Source organism: Nocardia sp. NPDC127526 (assembly GCF_042672265.1).
Lineage (GTDB): Bacteria > Actinomycetota > Actinomycetes > Mycobacteriales > Mycobacteriaceae > Nocardia.
The window spans coordinates 1-15,103 of sequence record NZ_JBHXVO010000002.1; the positions used below are offsets into that span (position 1 = coordinate 1).

The window sequence follows — 15,103 nt, forward strand, 5'->3', positions numbered from 1 at the left end:
CCAGCCCTCGTCGCTATCCCTGGTCGAGGGCGTCGATGAGCGTCTCGAGCGAGGACAGCAACGTCTCGCGCTGCTGGTCGTCGAGATGGGCCATGGCGGCGGCGAAGCGCTGGATGCGCGCGGAGGTGAGCCCGGTGACCAGGTCGTGGGCGCTCGGGGTGGCCGAGAGCAGTTGTGCGCGACCGTCTTCGGGATCGGCGTCGCGCACGATGTAGCCGCCCTTTTCCAGGCTCGTCACCACCCGCGACATGGTCGGGGCGCTGACCCGCTCGATGTTGGCGAGATCGCCCAGGCGCATCGGCCCCGAGCGCGCCAGCGACGCCAGCGCGGAGGCCGCGCCCGGGCTGAGCGCACCCAGATCACCGGAGTGCCGCAACAGCCGCAGCAGCCGGCCGATCGTGTGATACAGCTCGGCGGCCGCGCCGAGCTGGTCGGTGTCGGCGACGCTGGCGGCCTTCGAGCTCATCGGATGCCGTGCCTCCTGGTTGTCGGGTCAGATCCCCGCGCGGTCGGCGGCGCGCAGTTCGGCGGATTCGTCGTGGGCGGGGCCGCTGCCGGCGAACCACGAGGCCACCGCGCCGATCAGCATCATAATCGCGGCGCCGAGGAACACGACCACCAGTCCGGCGTGGAAGGGCCCGGAGATCAAGTGGGGGAAGAACTCCTGACCGGTGAGGGTCTCGGTGTGCACGCCCGGCTGGGTGAGCGCGCCGCTGGGGCCCAGCAGCTCCTCGATCGGGTTGTAGCCCAGGAACGCGGCGAACAGGCTGCCCACCGGCGGCAGCCCGGCCGCCTGTTCGGCGACCGCCGCGGGCACGCCCTGCGCCCGCAGGCCGGAGTCCATGGCCTCGGGCAGCGGGCCCGACAGGCCGATGACCATGAGGGAGAAGAAGATTCCCATCGACAGCGCCATGCCGCCGTTGAGCAGGGTGGCGCGAATACCGGAGGCCACCCCGCGCTGGGCGGCCGGGACGCTGTTCATCACCTCGGCGGTATTGGGGGAGGTGAACATGCCCGAGCCCAGGCCGTTGAGCAGCACGATGCCCGCGAACACCCAATAGTCGAAATCGACCGGGATCACCACCAGCAGCACGAACGTGGCCGCGACGAGGAGCATGCCCGCGGTCGCGAACGAGCGCGCGCCGTAGCGATCCGACAGCCAGCCCGACACCGGGCCCGCGGCCAGGAAGCCGATCGTCAACGGCAGCAGGTAGATTCCCGCCCACAGCGGGGTGACCTCGAAGTCGTAGCCGTGCAGCGGCAGCCAGATCCCCTGCAACCACACGATCAGCATGAACTGCAGCCCGCCGCGCCCGATCGAGGCCATCAACCCCGCCAGGTTCCCCAGCCCGAACGCGCGGCGGCGAAACAGCGACAGCTCGAACATCGGCGCCGCCACCCGCGTCTCGATCCAGCAGAACAGTGCCAGCAGCGCGAATCCGCCTGCGACCGCACCGATCACCCACGGATTGGTCCACCCGTTGGCGTCCCCGTAGGGCTGGATCCCGTAGGTGATGCCGGTCAGCAGCGCGGTCAGCCCCAGCGCGAAGGTGAGCGTGCCCGGCCAGTCCAGCCTCCCCGGTGTGCGGGTGCCGACATCGTGCAGCGACCGATACGACCACACCGCCCCCAGTACCGCGAACGGCACGCTCACCCAGAACACCGCTTTCCACTGCCATTCCGAGAGCAGCCCGCCGATGACCAGGCCCAGGAACGTCCCCGCCACCGCCGCCACCTGATTGATCCCGAGTGCGAACCCGCGCCGCTCGATCGGGAACGCGTCGGTGAGAATCGCCGCCGCATTCGCCATCAACATGGCCCCGCCGATCCCTTGCACCAGCCGCCACCCGATCAGCCACAACGCCGCGCCCCCGCGATCGAAGGGCACGAACGACAACGCCACCGCCGACCCCGCGAACACCACGAACCCCAGGTTGTAGATCCGCACCCGCCCGTACATGTCCCCCAGCCGCCCGAACAGCACCACAAGCACCGCCGACACCAGCAGAAACCCCATCAGCAGCCACAGCAGATACCCCACGTTCCCCGCCGCCAGGGGATTGAGGTGAATCCCCCGGAAAATGGCGGGCAGCGAGATGATCACGATCGAGGAATTGATCGTCACCATGAGCATCCCCAGCGTGGTGTTGGACAACGCCACCCACTTGTACCGCGGATGCTCACGATCCACCCGCAACCGCCGGCGAATCGTCCCAACATCCCCACGATCGAGATCAGCAACAGCCGAGGCCATCTCGCCTCCCGGAATCGAGCGATCAGAACAACGCCTCAATATAGTTGCATGTTGCTAACTAACCAACCGGGAGTGATCCCCTTCACCGGCCGTCATCCGGCGCGCACAGCCACGCGGCGACCGCGGCGAGGTCACCGGGACGCAGTCCGATCCGCGGATCGACGCGATACAGCAGCGCCCGCCCCTCGTGATGGTCGCTCACCCAGTCGCGATCACCCGCACCGATCTCGTCGTCGATCCACACGAAGGCGCGCCCGGCGGCCCAGTCGACCACTGTGCGGGTCTTCCAATGCAATCCGAACCACGCGTCGACGCGATCGTCGGGCCGATCGGGCCACTGCACCACCGCCAGCGTGGGCAGGCCCAGCATCGGCCCCACCGTATGGTTGGCCTCGTCCATCCAGGTCGTGGCCCACACCAGCTCGCAGGGCAGCGCCGTCAGCAGCGGGCCGAGGCCGGGATCGAGCCGGGCCGCAAGCGGATTGGCCCCGGCGGGTGGTTCGAGCAGCGGCGCGGCGCCCAGGCGCGGCCCGCGTGCCGCGCCGAACGGGATCAGCGGTCCGTCGATGTCGAGGAACAGCAGCGGCGCGGGCGGGGCATGGGTCATCGTGTCTTTTCCGCGCGGGGGCGGTTGGCGAGGGCGGCGAGGGGGACGACCGCGACGGCGAGGAGGCCGCCGGCCAGGGCGAGGACGGGGTAGCTGGCGGCGGCGACCAGCAGGCCCGAGCCCATGCCGCCGGTGGCGCCGGCGAGGGCGATGGAGACGTCGACCGCGCCTTGGGTTTTGGCGCGGGTGGCCAGGGGGACGGTGTCGGTGATGATGGCGGTGCCGGCGACGAGGCCGAGGTTCCAGCCCAGGCCGAGCAGGGCCAGGGCGGCGGCGAGCAGGACGACCGAGTCGGCGGGGGCGGCCGCGGCGAGGGCACCGGCGGCCAGCAGGGTGACGCCGGAGGCGGCGGCCACGGGCAGGCGGCCGTGGCGGTCGACGAGCCAGCCGGTCAGGGGTGAGGGCAGGTACATGGCGGCGACGTGGATGGCGATCACCAGGCCGGCGGCGGCGGTGCCGTGGCCGTGGTCGTGCATGTGGACCGGGGTCATGGTCATGATCGCGACCATGACCAATTGGGTCAGCGCCATCACCAGACCGCCGACGGCGACACCCTTTTCGGAGCCCTCGGTGCGGTCGGGTTCGGGGGCGGTCCCGGATGCTGCCGGGGTGCCGGTGTCGCCGAGAGCGCGGGCCAGCAGCAGCGGGTCGGGGCGCAGCCACACGGCCAGCACGAGGGCGGCCAGGGCGTAGGCGAGGGCGGCGAGCAGGAACGGGCCGGCCAGATGCGGGATGCCGAGGGTTTCGGCGAGAGCACCGGTGGGGGCGGCGAGATTCGGGCCGACGACGCCGCCGAGGGTGGTGGCGACCAGGACGGTGGACACGGCGCGGCCGCGGTGGGAGGCGGTGGCCAGATCGGCGCCGGCGTAGCGGGCCTGCAGGTTGGTGGCGGTGCCCGCGCCGTAGACGAACAGGGCCGCAAACAGCAGCGGCGGGTTGTCCAGGACGGCGGCGGCGATCACGCCGAGGCTGCCGAGCGCGCCGGTGAGATAGCCGGCGGCCAGGCCGGGGCGGCGGCCGCGGCGCTGGGAGAGGCGGCCGACGGCGATGGCGGCGACCGCGGATCCGGCGGTGAACAACCCGCTGGGCAGTCCGGCCAGGCCGGTGGAGCCGAGTATGTCCTGGGCGAGCAGGGCGCCGACGGTGATGCCCGCGGCCAGGCCGGCGCCGCTGAGGATCTGCGCGGAGACCAGAACGGTCAGGATGCGCCGTTGTGCCCGGGCGGCATCGGGTGCGGTGCGGGCGGTGGTGGGGCTTGCGGTGCTGGACACGGAGTTTCTTTCGCTGACACGGGGAGCCATCGGCGCGGGCGAACAGCGCCGGGATGTTCTACGCTATTCCAAAGAACTTTGGAATAAGCTATTCCAGGCACCAGGGGAGAAGCAAGCGTGCAGGAGCGTCCCGGCCTCGAGGCCGCCCTCTTCGACGAGATCGCCCGCGTCGGCAAGGCGCTGGGCAATGGCCGCCGCCTGCGGATCCTGGATCTGCTCGCCCAGGGTGAGCGCAGCGTCGAATCCATCGCCACGGCAACGGGAATGAACCTGACCACCGCCTCGGCGAACCTGCAGACCCTCAAAGCCGGCGGCCTGGTCGAGTCCCGCCGCGACGGCACCCGCCAGTACTACCGGCTCGCCGGTCCGGACGTGGCCCGCCTCTACGCCCAGGTCCACGCCGTCGCCCGCGCTCATCTGGCGGCCGTGGCCGCGACCGCCGCCGACGTGCTGGGTTCGCCCGATTCGGCCATCACCCGTGAGGAGCTGATGCGCCGCCGCGACGCCGGCGAGATCACCCTCATCGATGTGCGCCCGCGCGAGGAGTTCGACGCCGGCCACATCCCCGGCGCCATCAATGTCCCCCTCACCGAATTGTCCACGCGCCTGGCCGATCTGCCCGCCGATCGCGAGATCGTCGCCTACTGCCGTGGCGCGTACTGCGTGATGGCACCGGATGCAATCCGGATCGCCGCGCAGGCCGGGCACACGGTGAAACGTCTCGACGAGGGCATGCTCGAATGGGCGCTGGCCGGTCTGCCGGTCGAAGGCGCTTCCGCCGCAACCTAGAGCACCACCGCCTCGGCGAACCTGCAGACCCACGAGGCCGGCGGCCTGGTCGAATCACGCGCCCGAGAGCCTCTGCCGCGGCAGCAAACGTTAGGGCTCCACCGCGGCAGCAGAGGCGCTGCCGCCACGACGACCCGGCCGCTGCGGGGCCGATTGCCGCTGGTTCGGGGGCGGCGCGGCTCAGTGCAGGAACAATGGCCGGTCGGCGGGGGGAATCCAGCAGTCGGCGGCGATGTCGCTGTTGTAGGTGTCGCGGAAATGGGCGATGAGCGGTGCGAGCCCGGGGTGGGTGTTGGTGGTGTCCCACAGCAGCGCGTGCGGGTAGGCGGGGGTGGGGTCGACGAGCGGCACGCGCCGGATGTGCGGGTGCCAGGGTGCTCGGACGCCGTCGCCGCTGAGGGTGGCCAGGGTGTCGGAGGCCGCGATGTGGTCGAGCAGCGTTTCGATCGGTGCGGGCCCGCGGGAGGTGTCGGTGTGGGCGAAGGCGGCCGGGCGCGGGCGGGTGTCGATGGCCAGGCCGGTGTGGGCGCTGAGGTCGCGGTAGTAGTCGCTCCATTCCGAGGGCACGGCCGCGCCGGGCACCCACACCGTGTATCGGCGCAGTTCGGTGAGGGTGACCGCGGCGGCCCCGGCCAGGGGATGGTCCTTGCCGACCAGCAGGTGCAGCGGATCGACGTAGGCGGCGACGGCGCCGATGTGCTCGGGTAGGGGCCGGGGGCCGCCGTGGGCGCGGGCGAAGGCGGCGTCGGCGCGACCGCCCAGCAGGGCGTCGCGGGAGGTGTGGAAGGCGGTGGACAGGATGATCTCGGTGTCGGCGCCGCGGTGGCGGTCGAGGTAGAACCGCAGCGACTGCATTTCGGCCTGCCGTTCCCCGAGGACGGCGATGCGCAGCGGCCCGGGGTTGTCGCGCACCGCGGCGAGCGCGGTGTCGGCCAGGGCCAGCAGTGCGCGCGCGTGCGGCAGCAGCCGGGCTCCGGCGGGGGTGGGGGTGACCCCGCCGCGCCGGCGGTCGAACAGTGTGGTGCCGAGCTGGTTTTCCAGTCGGGCGATGCGTTTGGACACCGCTTGCTGGCTGAGGCCGAGCAGGTCGGCGGCGAGGCTGAATTGTTGTTCGTCGACCGCGGCGACGAAGGCGCGCACCGCGGCCAGGTCGAGCTCTGTCATCACTCCTCCGGATACAACCATCGGTTGTGCACCCTAGCGTGTCGATTGTTCGACGCGCGCGCCGGCAGCTGGTCGGATGTTGCCGAAATATCCATGGCAGCAATCCGATTCAGGGCACAGGTGATCCGATGACAGGCGCGTCGTTCGTGCATCTGCACAACCACACCGAGTATTCGATGCTCGACGGGATGGCGAAGGTCGCGCCGTTGTTCGCCGAGGCCGAACGCCTGGGCATGCCGGCGGTCGCGATGACCGATCACGGCAATATGTACGGTGCGGCGGAGTTCTTCCGGGCCGCGCAGCGCTGCGGGATCACGCCGATCATCGGCATCGAGGCCTACATCGCACCGGGGTCACGGTTCTCGGCCGAGCGCGTGTTCTGGGGCGATCGGTCGCAGAAGGCCGATGATGTGTCGGGTTCGGGCGCCTACCTGCACATGACGATGCTCGCCAGAAACGCTGCGGGCCTGCGCAATCTGTTCCGGCTGTCGTCGCTGGCCTCGTTCGAGGGGCAGCTGGGCAAGTGGCCGCGCATGGACGCGGAGCTGATCGCCGCCCATGCCGAGGGCATCATCGCGACCACGGGCTGCCCGTCGGGGGAGGTGCAGACCCGGTTGCGGCTGGGCCAATTCGAGGCGGCCTGTGCGGCCGCGGCGCGCTGGCGCGACATCTTCGGCCCGGAGAACTTCTTTCTCGAGGTGATGGATCACGGGCTGAGCATCGAGCGGCGCGTGCGCGAGGAGCTGCTGGCGGTGGGCCGCCGGGTGGGGCTGACCCCGTTGGCCACCAACGACTGTCACTATGTGCTGCGCGAGCAGGCCGCCGCGCACGAGGCCATGTTGTGTGTGCAGACCGGTAGGACGCTGACCGATCCGGCGCGGTTCCGCTTCGACGGTGACGGCTACTACCTGAAATCGGCGGCGCAGATGCGGGCGCTGTTCGACGGCGAGGTGCCCGGCGCCTGCGATGCCACTCTCGCGGTCGCCGAACGCGTCGAACCCTATGACGAGGTCTGGGCTTTCCGTGACCGCATGCCGGTGTTCCCGGTCCCGCACGGGCACACCCAGGACAGCTGGCTGCGCCGCGAAGTGGCGGCGGGCCTGCGCTGGCGGCTGCCCGGCGGGGTGCCCGACAGTTACCGGCGCCGCGCCGACTACGAGCTCGACATCATCCGCGACAAGGGTTTTCCCGCCTATTTCCTGGTCGTCGGCGATCTGGTGGCGCATGCGCGCCGCGTGGGGATCCGGGTGGGTCCGGGGCGCGGGTCGGCGGCGGGCTCGCTGGTGGCGTATGCGCTGGCGATCACCAATATCGATCCGATCGCCCACGGGCTGCTGTTCGAGCGGTTCCTCAATCCCGAGCGGCCCTCGGCGCCGGATATCGACATCGATTTCGATGATCGCCGTCGCGGGGAGATGATCCGCTACGCCACCGACCGCTGGGGTGCGGACAAGGTCGCCCAGGTCATCACCTTCGGCACCATCAAAACCAAGGCGGCGATCAAGGACGCGGCCCGCGTGCATTTCGGGCAGCCCGGCTTCGCCCTGGCCGATCGGATCACCAAGGCGCTGCCGCCCGCGGTGGGCGCCAAGGACATTCCGGTCGCGGGCATCACCGATCCCGCGCACGAGCGGTACGGCGAGGCCGGTGAGGTGCGCGCACTGCTGGACGCCGATGCGAGTGTGCGCCAAATCTATGACACCGCCGTGGGATTGGAAGGCATGGTGCGCGGCGCGGGGGTGCACGCGTGCGCGGTCATTTTGTCCAGTGAGCCGTTGCTGGAGGTGGCGCCGCTGTGGCGGCGCCCGCAGGACGGCGCGATCATCACCGGCTGGGACTATCCCTCGTGTGAGGCCATCGGGCTGCTGAAGATGGATTTCCTCGGGCTGCGCACGCTCACGGTGATCGGCGACTGCCTCGACAATGTGCGCGCCAACCGCGGCCTCGACATCGATCTGGACACCCTGGCCCTCGATGACGCCGCCACCTACGCGATGCTGGCGCGCGGGGACAATCTCGGGGTGTTCCAGATGGATTCGGCGGGCATGCGGGAGCTGCTGCTGCGGATGGCGCCCACCGAATTCAACGACCTGGTGGCCTCCAATGCCCTCTACCGGCCCGGCCCGATGGGTGTGGGCGCGCACTGGGCCTACGCCGACCGCAAGAACGCCCGCGAGGCGGTCACCCCCATCCATCCCGAACTGGATGAACCGTTGCGCGAGATCCTCGCCGAAACCTATGCGCTGATCGTCTATCAGGAGCAGATCATGCAGATCGCGCAGCGGGTGGCCGGGTACTCCCTCGGTCAGGCCGATCTATTGCGCCGCGCCATGGGCAAGAAGAAGCCCGAAGTCCTCGCCATGGAGTTCGAGAACTTCCGCACCGGCATGCGGGGCAACGGGTACAGCGAGGCGGCGATCACCACGCTGTGGGAGGCGGTGCTGCCCTTCGCCGGCTACGCCTACAACAAGTCCCACGCCGCCGGCTACAGCCTCGTCATGTATTGGACCGCCTATCTGAAGGCCAATTATCCAGCCGAGTTCATGGCGGCGCTGCTCACCTCGGTCGGCGACGACAAGGACAAGTCCGCGCTGTATCTGGCCGACTGCCGCAAACGCGGGATCCGGGTGCTGGTCCCGGATGTCAACGCCTCGGCGGCCACCTTCTCGTGTGCGGGATCCGATATCCGCTTCGGGCTCGGGGCGATCCGCAATATCGGGGAACCGGTGGTGGAGGCCGTTATCCGGGCGCGCGAACAGTGTGGCGCGTTCACCGGTTTCTCCGACTTCCTGGCCAAGGCCGAGCCGGTGGCCTGCACCAGGAAGGTGGTCGAATCCTTGATCAAGGCGGGCGCGTTCGATTCCCTCGGCCACCCGCGCGCCGGGCTCGAGGCGGTGCACGCCGAGGCCATCGAGGCGGCGATGACCACCAAGAAGGCCGCCGCGCGCGGCCAATTCGACCTGTTCGCCACCGACACCGTCGATCCGGATCCGGCCGCGGCCGTGCTCGAGATCCCGGTCCCGGATCGCGAGTGGGACCACCGCCAGCGCCTGGGGTTCGAACGCGAGATGCTGGGACTGTACGTGTCCGGCCATCCCCTCGACGGGGTGGCGCCGCTGCTCGCGGCACTGTGCGACACCCGCCTGAGGGCGTTGGGCGACAATACGATTGCGCACGGGCGCACGGTGGTGGTGGGCGGGATCGTGGCCGCGATCGAGCGCCGGGTCACCAAGAAGGGCGAGGCGTGGGCCATCGTGCGCCTGGAAGACCTCGAGGCGGGGGCGGAGATCCTGTTCTTTCCCGCCGCCTACGCCGCCGCGGCCACCACGCTGACCGAGGATGCGATCGTGCGGATCGAGGCCAGAGTCAGTGTGCGCGAGGGCCGTTCGTCGTTGCTGGGTGACCGGGTCAGCGTGCCCGATCTGGCCGGGGCGCACACCGCACCGGTTACGGTGACCCTTCCGGTGCCCGCGTGCACCCGGCCCACGGTGGGCGCGCTGCGGGAGATCCTGCAACGCCATCCCGGCGCGACGCAGGTCCGCATCCGGCTGCTCACCCGCACCGGACCGCGCCTGCTCGCCGTGGATCCGCGGTGGCGGGTCACCTCGTCCCCGGCGCTGATGGGTGAGCTCAAAGCGTTGCTCGGGCCCGGCTGCCTCACCCCGTGAGCGCGGGCGAGAATCCCGCTCCCGCAGCCGATCCGGGCCGCCGTCCATGATCGGTGACCGCGGCATCGCGCTCTCGCACGCGGTCCCCGAGCCGCGGCCGCGGTCGGTGGTCCGGTCTCGGCCCGGTCGGTCCCGGCCCCGCGGCCAGTGCTCGGTGCGCGATGGTCAGTCGCGGACCGCGGCGTCGGCACGCGGCAGCCAGCTGTTGCCGGGCCCGGTCCAGCCCTGGGCTTTGATCATCTTGCGGGCGGCGCGCTTGTTGCGGCCGATGAGCCGGTCCAGGTACAGGTGCCCGCGCAGGTGGTCGGTTTCGTGTTGCAGGCAGCGGGCGAAGTAGCCGGTGCCCTCGACGCTGATCGGCTCGCCGTGCAGGTCGACGCCGGTGACCGCGGCCCAGCCGGCGCGGCCGGTGGGGAACCATTGCTCGGGCACCGACAGGCAGCCTTCGAGGTCGTCGTCGGGATCGGGCATGGTTTCGGGGATCTGGGAGGTTGCCAGCACCGGGTTGAGGACGTGGCCGCGGCGGCGCACCCCCTGGTCGTGCAGGTCATAGACGAACACCGCACGCGGGTCGCCGACCTGGTTGGCGGCCAGTCCCGCGCCGGTGGCGGCGGTGTTGGTGTCGAACAGGTCGTCGATGAGGGCGGCGAGCTCGGCGTCGAAGACGGTGACGGGGACGGCGGGGGTGGCCAGGCGGGGATCGCCGGCGATGAGGATCGGTCGGACAGCCATACGAGCAGGGTACTCAAAATTGAGTAGTCGTGTCAGACTAGGCGCTGTGAATGAGACTCGGCTGTTCCTGCTCGCCGCCTTGGCCAAGCGCGGGCCGATGCACGGTCATCAGCTGCGCCGCGATGCCCGCCTGGATCGGGCGGAGCTGTGGTCGCGGGTCAAACCGGGTTCGCTCTACAGCGCCCTGCATCGCCTGGCCGACGAGGGCCTGATCCGCCCGCTGCGCACCGAGCAGCCCGGCGCGCTGCCGGCGCGCACGGTCTACGAGATCACCGAGGAGGGCCGGCGCGAACTGCGCGCGCTGCGCGACGAGGCGCTCACCGAGGTCGATCTGCGCCCGGATCCGGTGGATCTGGCGTTGGCGGTGAGCGCCGATCTGGATCGGGACCTGTTGCGCGGCTACCTCGAGGACCGCATTGCCGCGTTGCGGGCGCGCGCCTCGCGCATCGACCATCAGCTCGAGCGCCGCTGGCCGGATCAGAGCGCGGCCGACGATCTCATCGTCGAGCACGCCCGCATGCGCATCGACGCCGAGATCGCCTGGCACGACAAGGTGCTGGCCGGCATCGACGACCTCGGCCCGCCACGCTGACCCGGTCCGCGGGCGGTGGTGTGCCCGGATGGGGTCAGGCGGCGCGAAATGCCTTGTCGCCCACGCGGGCCGGGTCGGTGATGTGGGACAGGAACAGCCGCGCGGCGGGGGCGGGGGTGCGGGTGGTGACGGCGTGCCAGGGCCGGTTGAGCGGGGTGCCGTCCACGGCCAGGATCTCCAGATTGTTGCCGGTGATGTCGGTTTCGATGGCGTCGGAGTGAATGAGGGTGACGCCCAGGCCTTCTCGCGCGGCGGCCAGCGCGGCGCCGTGGGTGCCCAGGGTGAGGGTGGGCGGGCGGATCTGCAGGCGGTCGAACAGCGCGAGGGTGGTGTCGCGGGTGCCCGAGCCCTTGCCGCGCAGCAGCCAGGTGGCCTCGGCGGGATCGGGCCAGCGTCCGGGCGCGCCCACGACGACGAGCTGGCTGGGCCGGCGCGCCCGGGTGACCAGGCCGGCGTCGCGCGGTGGGCGGCCGGCGACGACGAGATCTGTTTCGTGGTGGGTCAATTCGACGAACAGCACATCGCGCGGCTGGATCGAGAGCCCGAGTTCGATGTCGGGGTAGCGGTGGCGGAAGGAGGCCAGCAGCCGCAGCAGCACGTATTCCCCGGCGGTGGCGACCACCCCGATGCGCAGCCGCCCGGTTTCGGCGGCGCGCACCGCGGCGTGGGCTTCTTTCATCAATCCGAGGATGCTGCGGCAGTAGTCGGCGTAGACGCGCCCGGCCTCGGTGAGGGCGATGCCGCGCCCGGATTTGGTGACGAGTTTGGCGCCGAGCTGTTTTTCGATGTGGGCGACCGCGGCGGAGGCGGCGGCCTCGGTGATGTGGAGTTGGGCGGCGGCGCGGCGGATGCTGGAGTGGCGGGCGACGGCCAGGAATGTTTCCATGCGGACCGCGCTGACGCTACCCATCCATCGACGGTAGCAAACCCGACTAAATGGTTGAGCGAGTCGGTGAACAATCGAATTGTTTGTCGTTAACGCGGCCGTCATCCTGGGAATCGCAAGTGGCCCAACCCGGTTCGCAGGAGGAATGATGGCCGACGATCAGAACAGCGGACGCGGTCGCTGGGATCCGGGCGTGCAGTCGTATGCGTCGATGGGATATTACGCGCCCGACTACCAGCCCACCGACACCGATGTGCTGGCGGTGTTCCGGGTGACCCCGCAGCCGGGGGTGGATCCGATCGAGGCCTCGGCCGCGGTGGCCGGCGAATCCTCCACGGCCACCTGGACGGTGGTGTGGACCGACCGGTTGACCGCGCACGACCGCTACCAGGGCAAGTGCTATCGCGTGGAGGAGGTGCCGGGCCGGGCGGGCGAGTACTTCGCCTATGTGGCCTACGATCTCGACCTGTTCGAGGAGGGGTCGATCACGAATCTGACGTCCTCGGTGATCGGCAATGTCTTCGGTTTCAAACCGTTGCAGGCATTGCGGCTGGAGGATATGCGGATTCCGGTGGCCTATGTCAAGACCTTTCAGGGCCCGCCGCACGGAATCGTGATGGAAAGGGAATATCTCAATAAATACGGGCGGCCGCTGCTGGGTGCGACGGTGAAACCGAAACTGGGGTTGTCCGCGCGCAACTACGGGCGCGTGGTGTACGAGGCGTGCAAGGGCGGTTTGGATTTCACCAAGGACGACGAGAACATCAACTCCCAGCCGTTCATGCGCTGGCGGGACCGGTACCTGTTCGCGATGGAGGGCGTCAACCGCGCCATCGCCGACACCGGCGAGTTGAAGGGCCATTATCTCAATGTCACCGCCGCGGACATGGAGGACATGTACGAGCGCGCCGAGTTCGCGAAATCGCTGGGCAGCGTGATCATCATGATGGACCTGACCGTCGGCTACACCGCCATGCAGTCGATGTCGAAGTGGGCGCGGCGCAATGGGATGCTGCTGCACCTGCATCGGGCGGGGCATTCCACCTATACGCGGCAGAAGACGCACGGGGTGAGTTTCCGGGTGCTGGCCAAATGGTGCCGGCTGATCGGGGTGGATCATCTGCACGCCGGCACCGTCATCGGCAAGCTCGAGGGCGACCCGCACACGGTGCGCGGCTTCTACGACACGTTGCGCGACAACCACATTCCCGCCAATGCCCGCAACGGCATCTTCTTCGACCAGCACTGGGCGAGCCTGCCGGGTGTGCTGCCGGTGGCCTCGGGTGGCATTCACGCCGGGCAGATGCATCAACTCCTGGATCTGTTCGGTGACGATGTGTGCCTGCAGTTCGGCGGCGGCACCATCGGCCATCCCATGGGCATCGCCGCGGGCGCCGAAGCCAACCGGGTCGCCCTCGAGGCCGTGGTCAAGGCCCGCAACGAAGGCCGCGATCTGTTGAAAGAGGGTCCCGATGCGCTGCGCCGGGCCGCGCAGCTGTGCCGCCCGCTCGAGGTGGCCCTGGATGTGTGGGGTGATGTCAGCTTCGACTACACCTCCACCGACGCCCCCGACGCCGTGCCCACCGTCACGCGCTGACCCGCACCGAAAGACAGGGAATCGCCATGTATCTGCGTCAGGGCACCTTCTCGCATCTGCCCGAGCTCACCGACGCCGAGATCGCCGCGCAGGTGCGCTACGCGCTGCTCAACAACTGGCCGGTGTCGATCGAGTACACCGAGGACCCGCATCCGCGCAATGTGTACTGGGAGATGTGGGGGCTGCCGTTGTTCGATCTCGACGAGCCCGACGGGGTGCTCGCCGAGATCGACGCCTGCCGGGCGACGTTCCCGCGCCACTACATTCGCGTGACCGCCTACGACGCCTCCTACACCCGCCAGACCACGGCGTTGAGCTTCCTGGTGCAGCGCCCGGCCCACGAACCGGGGTTCCGTCTCGAGCGCACCGAGTCCCAGGATCGCCGCCAGCGCTACGGTTTCCACGCCTACGCCACCGATGCCCGCCCCGGTGAACGATACGGCGGCTGAACGGCCGCGGATGTGCGAGGTTTACAGTGAGCACGGAATTCCCCGCGACGCCGGGTGCCCGGGCGCCTGCAACCGGGCACTCCGGCAACGGGTTCCAGATGCATCGGCCCGGAGCCACGAGCCCCGCGCCGGCGCGCGGTACGGCCGCCGAGGATCCCCGACCCGAGGACGCGGCGGCCGACCACCGGCCCCTGGCCGCGGACGCGCTGCTGGATCTGTCCACCGACATCGCCGGCCGCGATGTCGAGGACACGCTCACCCGCCTCGATGCGGAACTGGTCGGTTTGGCCAATGTGAAGCGGCGGGTGCGCGAAATCGCCGCCCTGTTGTTGATCGATCGCGCCCGCCGGCGTTTCGGGCTGCAGGCCACCCGCCCGACCATGCACATGTCGTTCACCGGCGGCCCGGGCACCGGCAAGACCACGGTCGCGCTGCGCATGGCGCAGATGCTGCACGCCCTCGGCTATATCCGTAAACCCATGGTGCACACCGTCACCCGTGACGATCTGGTCGGCCAGTTCATCGGCCACACCGCCCCCAAGACCAAGGAGGCCCTGGCCAAGGCGGCGGGCGGTGTGCTGTTCATCGACGAGGCCTACTACCTGTTCCGGCCGGAGAACGAACGCGATTACGGCCAGGAGGTCATCGAGATCCTGTTGCAGGAGATGGAGAACGAGCGCACCAGCCTGGTGGTCATCGTCGCCGGCTACCCCGATCGCATGGAGACCTTCTTCTCCGCCAATCCGGGCCTGTCCTCGCGGGTGGCCCACCACATCGAATTCCCCGACTACACCCACGCCGAACTGATGGCCATCGCCCAACTCATGGTGACGCAGGAGAATTTCCGTTTCGACGACGACGCCACCCGCGCCTTCGCCCAGTATCTCGATCTGCGCATGGCGCGCCCGCGTTTCGCCAATGCGCGCAGTGTGCGCAATGCCCTCGACCGCTGCCGGCTGCGGCAGGCCAAACGCCTGGTCGAGTTGGGCCGGCCGCTGAGCCGCACCGATCTGATCACCCTCACCGGCGGCGACGTCTACGGCAGCAGTGTGTTCGCTCAGGCCCCGACCGAAGGGGCCTCCCCATGAGGAAAT

The 15,103-nt window shown here is 69.8% G+C and carries 13 protein-coding genes; 6 read left to right on the forward strand and 7 right to left on the reverse strand.

The window, feature by feature from the left end:
- Nucleotides 1–13: 13 nt before the first annotated feature.
- The 4 genes from ACFVIV_RS03095 to ACFVIV_RS03110 all read right to left on the reverse strand — a co-directional run bounded on the left by ACFVIV_RS03095 (nt 14) and on the right by ACFVIV_RS03110 (nt 4,132).
- A complete protein-coding gene (locus ACFVIV_RS03095) occupies nt 14–466 on the reverse strand; it encodes a MarR family winged helix-turn-helix transcriptional regulator (protein ID WP_379193116.1) in 453 nt (150 codons plus the stop codon).
- Nucleotides 467–493: 27 nt separating this feature from the next.
- The gene (locus ACFVIV_RS03100; protein ID WP_379193117.1) at nt 494–2,254 is read right to left on the reverse strand and encodes an MFS transporter; all 1,761 of its coding nucleotides are present in this window, start codon (nt 2,252–2,254) and stop codon (nt 494–496) included.
- 82 nt (nt 2,255–2,336) lie between these two features.
- Nucleotides 2,337–2,861 (reverse strand): HAD domain-containing protein, encoded by a 525-nt coding sequence (locus tag ACFVIV_RS03105; protein ID WP_379193118.1) that lies wholly within the window; start codon nt 2,859–2,861, stop codon nt 2,337–2,339.
- The gene (locus ACFVIV_RS03110; protein WP_379193119.1) at nt 2,858–4,132 is read right to left on the reverse strand and encodes an MFS transporter; all 1,275 of its coding nucleotides are present in this window, start codon (nt 4,130–4,132) and stop codon (nt 2,858–2,860) included. The genes ACFVIV_RS03105 and ACFVIV_RS03110 overlap by 4 nt, the downstream gene beginning before the upstream one ends.
- A 117-nt stretch (nt 4,133–4,249) precedes the next feature.
- Here ACFVIV_RS03110 and ACFVIV_RS03115 point away from each other — a divergent pair, with 117 nt between their 5' ends.
- On the forward strand, nt 4,250–4,921 hold the full coding sequence (locus tag ACFVIV_RS03115; protein WP_379193120.1) for an ArsR/SmtB family transcription factor: 672 nt from the start codon (nt 4,250–4,252) through the stop codon (nt 4,919–4,921).
- Nucleotides 4,922–5,101: 180 nt separating this feature from the next.
- Here ACFVIV_RS03115 and ACFVIV_RS03120 read toward each other — a convergent pair whose 3' ends face one another.
- The gene (locus ACFVIV_RS03120; protein WP_379193121.1) at nt 5,102–6,085 is read right to left on the reverse strand and encodes a LysR family transcriptional regulator; all 984 of its coding nucleotides are present in this window, start codon (nt 6,083–6,085) and stop codon (nt 5,102–5,104) included.
- 128 nt (nt 6,086–6,213) lie between these two features.
- Between ACFVIV_RS03120 and dnaE the strand changes: the two genes are divergently transcribed.
- Entirely contained in the window at nt 6,214–9,753 is a 3,540-nt protein-coding gene (gene dnaE / locus ACFVIV_RS03125) for a DNA polymerase III subunit alpha (protein ID WP_379193122.1), read from the forward strand.
- Nucleotides 9,754–9,918: 165 nt separating this feature from the next.
- Here the strand turns inward: dnaE and ACFVIV_RS03130 are convergent, their stop codons facing one another.
- Nucleotides 9,919–10,485, reverse strand: coding sequence for a peptide deformylase (locus tag ACFVIV_RS03130; protein ID WP_379193123.1), 567 nt, complete (start codon nt 10,483–10,485; stop codon nt 9,919–9,921).
- 46 nt (nt 10,486–10,531) lie between these two features.
- Here ACFVIV_RS03130 and ACFVIV_RS03135 point away from each other — a divergent pair, with 46 nt between their 5' ends.
- Nucleotides 10,532–11,077 carry a PadR family transcriptional regulator gene (locus ACFVIV_RS03135; protein ID WP_379193124.1) on the forward strand — a complete coding sequence of 182 codons (546 nt, stop codon included), beginning with the start codon at nt 10,532–10,534 and terminating at the stop codon, nt 11,075–11,077.
- A 34-nt stretch (nt 11,078–11,111) separates the two neighbouring features.
- Here the strand turns inward: ACFVIV_RS03135 and ACFVIV_RS03140 are convergent, their stop codons facing one another.
- Entirely contained in the window at nt 11,112–11,987 is an 876-nt protein-coding gene (locus ACFVIV_RS03140) for a LysR family transcriptional regulator (protein WP_379193125.1), read from the reverse strand.
- Between the two features lie 124 nt (nt 11,988–12,111).
- Here ACFVIV_RS03140 and ACFVIV_RS03145 point away from each other — a divergent pair, with 124 nt between their 5' ends.
- Genes ACFVIV_RS03145 through ACFVIV_RS03155 form a run of 3 tightly spaced genes read left to right on the forward strand, consistent with a single transcriptional unit; the run spans nt 12,112 to nt 15,097 of the window.
- Nucleotides 12,112–13,560, forward strand: coding sequence for a form I ribulose bisphosphate carboxylase large subunit (locus ACFVIV_RS03145; RefSeq protein ID WP_379193126.1), 1,449 nt, complete (start codon nt 12,112–12,114; stop codon nt 13,558–13,560).
- A 26-nt stretch (nt 13,561–13,586) separates the two neighbouring features.
- A complete protein-coding gene (locus tag ACFVIV_RS03150; protein WP_379193127.1) occupies nt 13,587–14,009 on the forward strand; it encodes a ribulose bisphosphate carboxylase small subunit in 423 nt (140 codons plus the stop codon).
- Nucleotides 14,010–14,035: 26 nt separating this feature from the next.
- Nucleotides 14,036–15,097 (forward strand): AAA family ATPase, encoded by a 1,062-nt coding sequence (locus ACFVIV_RS03155; RefSeq protein WP_379193128.1) that lies wholly within the window; start codon nt 14,036–14,038, stop codon nt 15,095–15,097.
- Nucleotides 15,098–15,103: the final 6 nt, after the last annotated feature.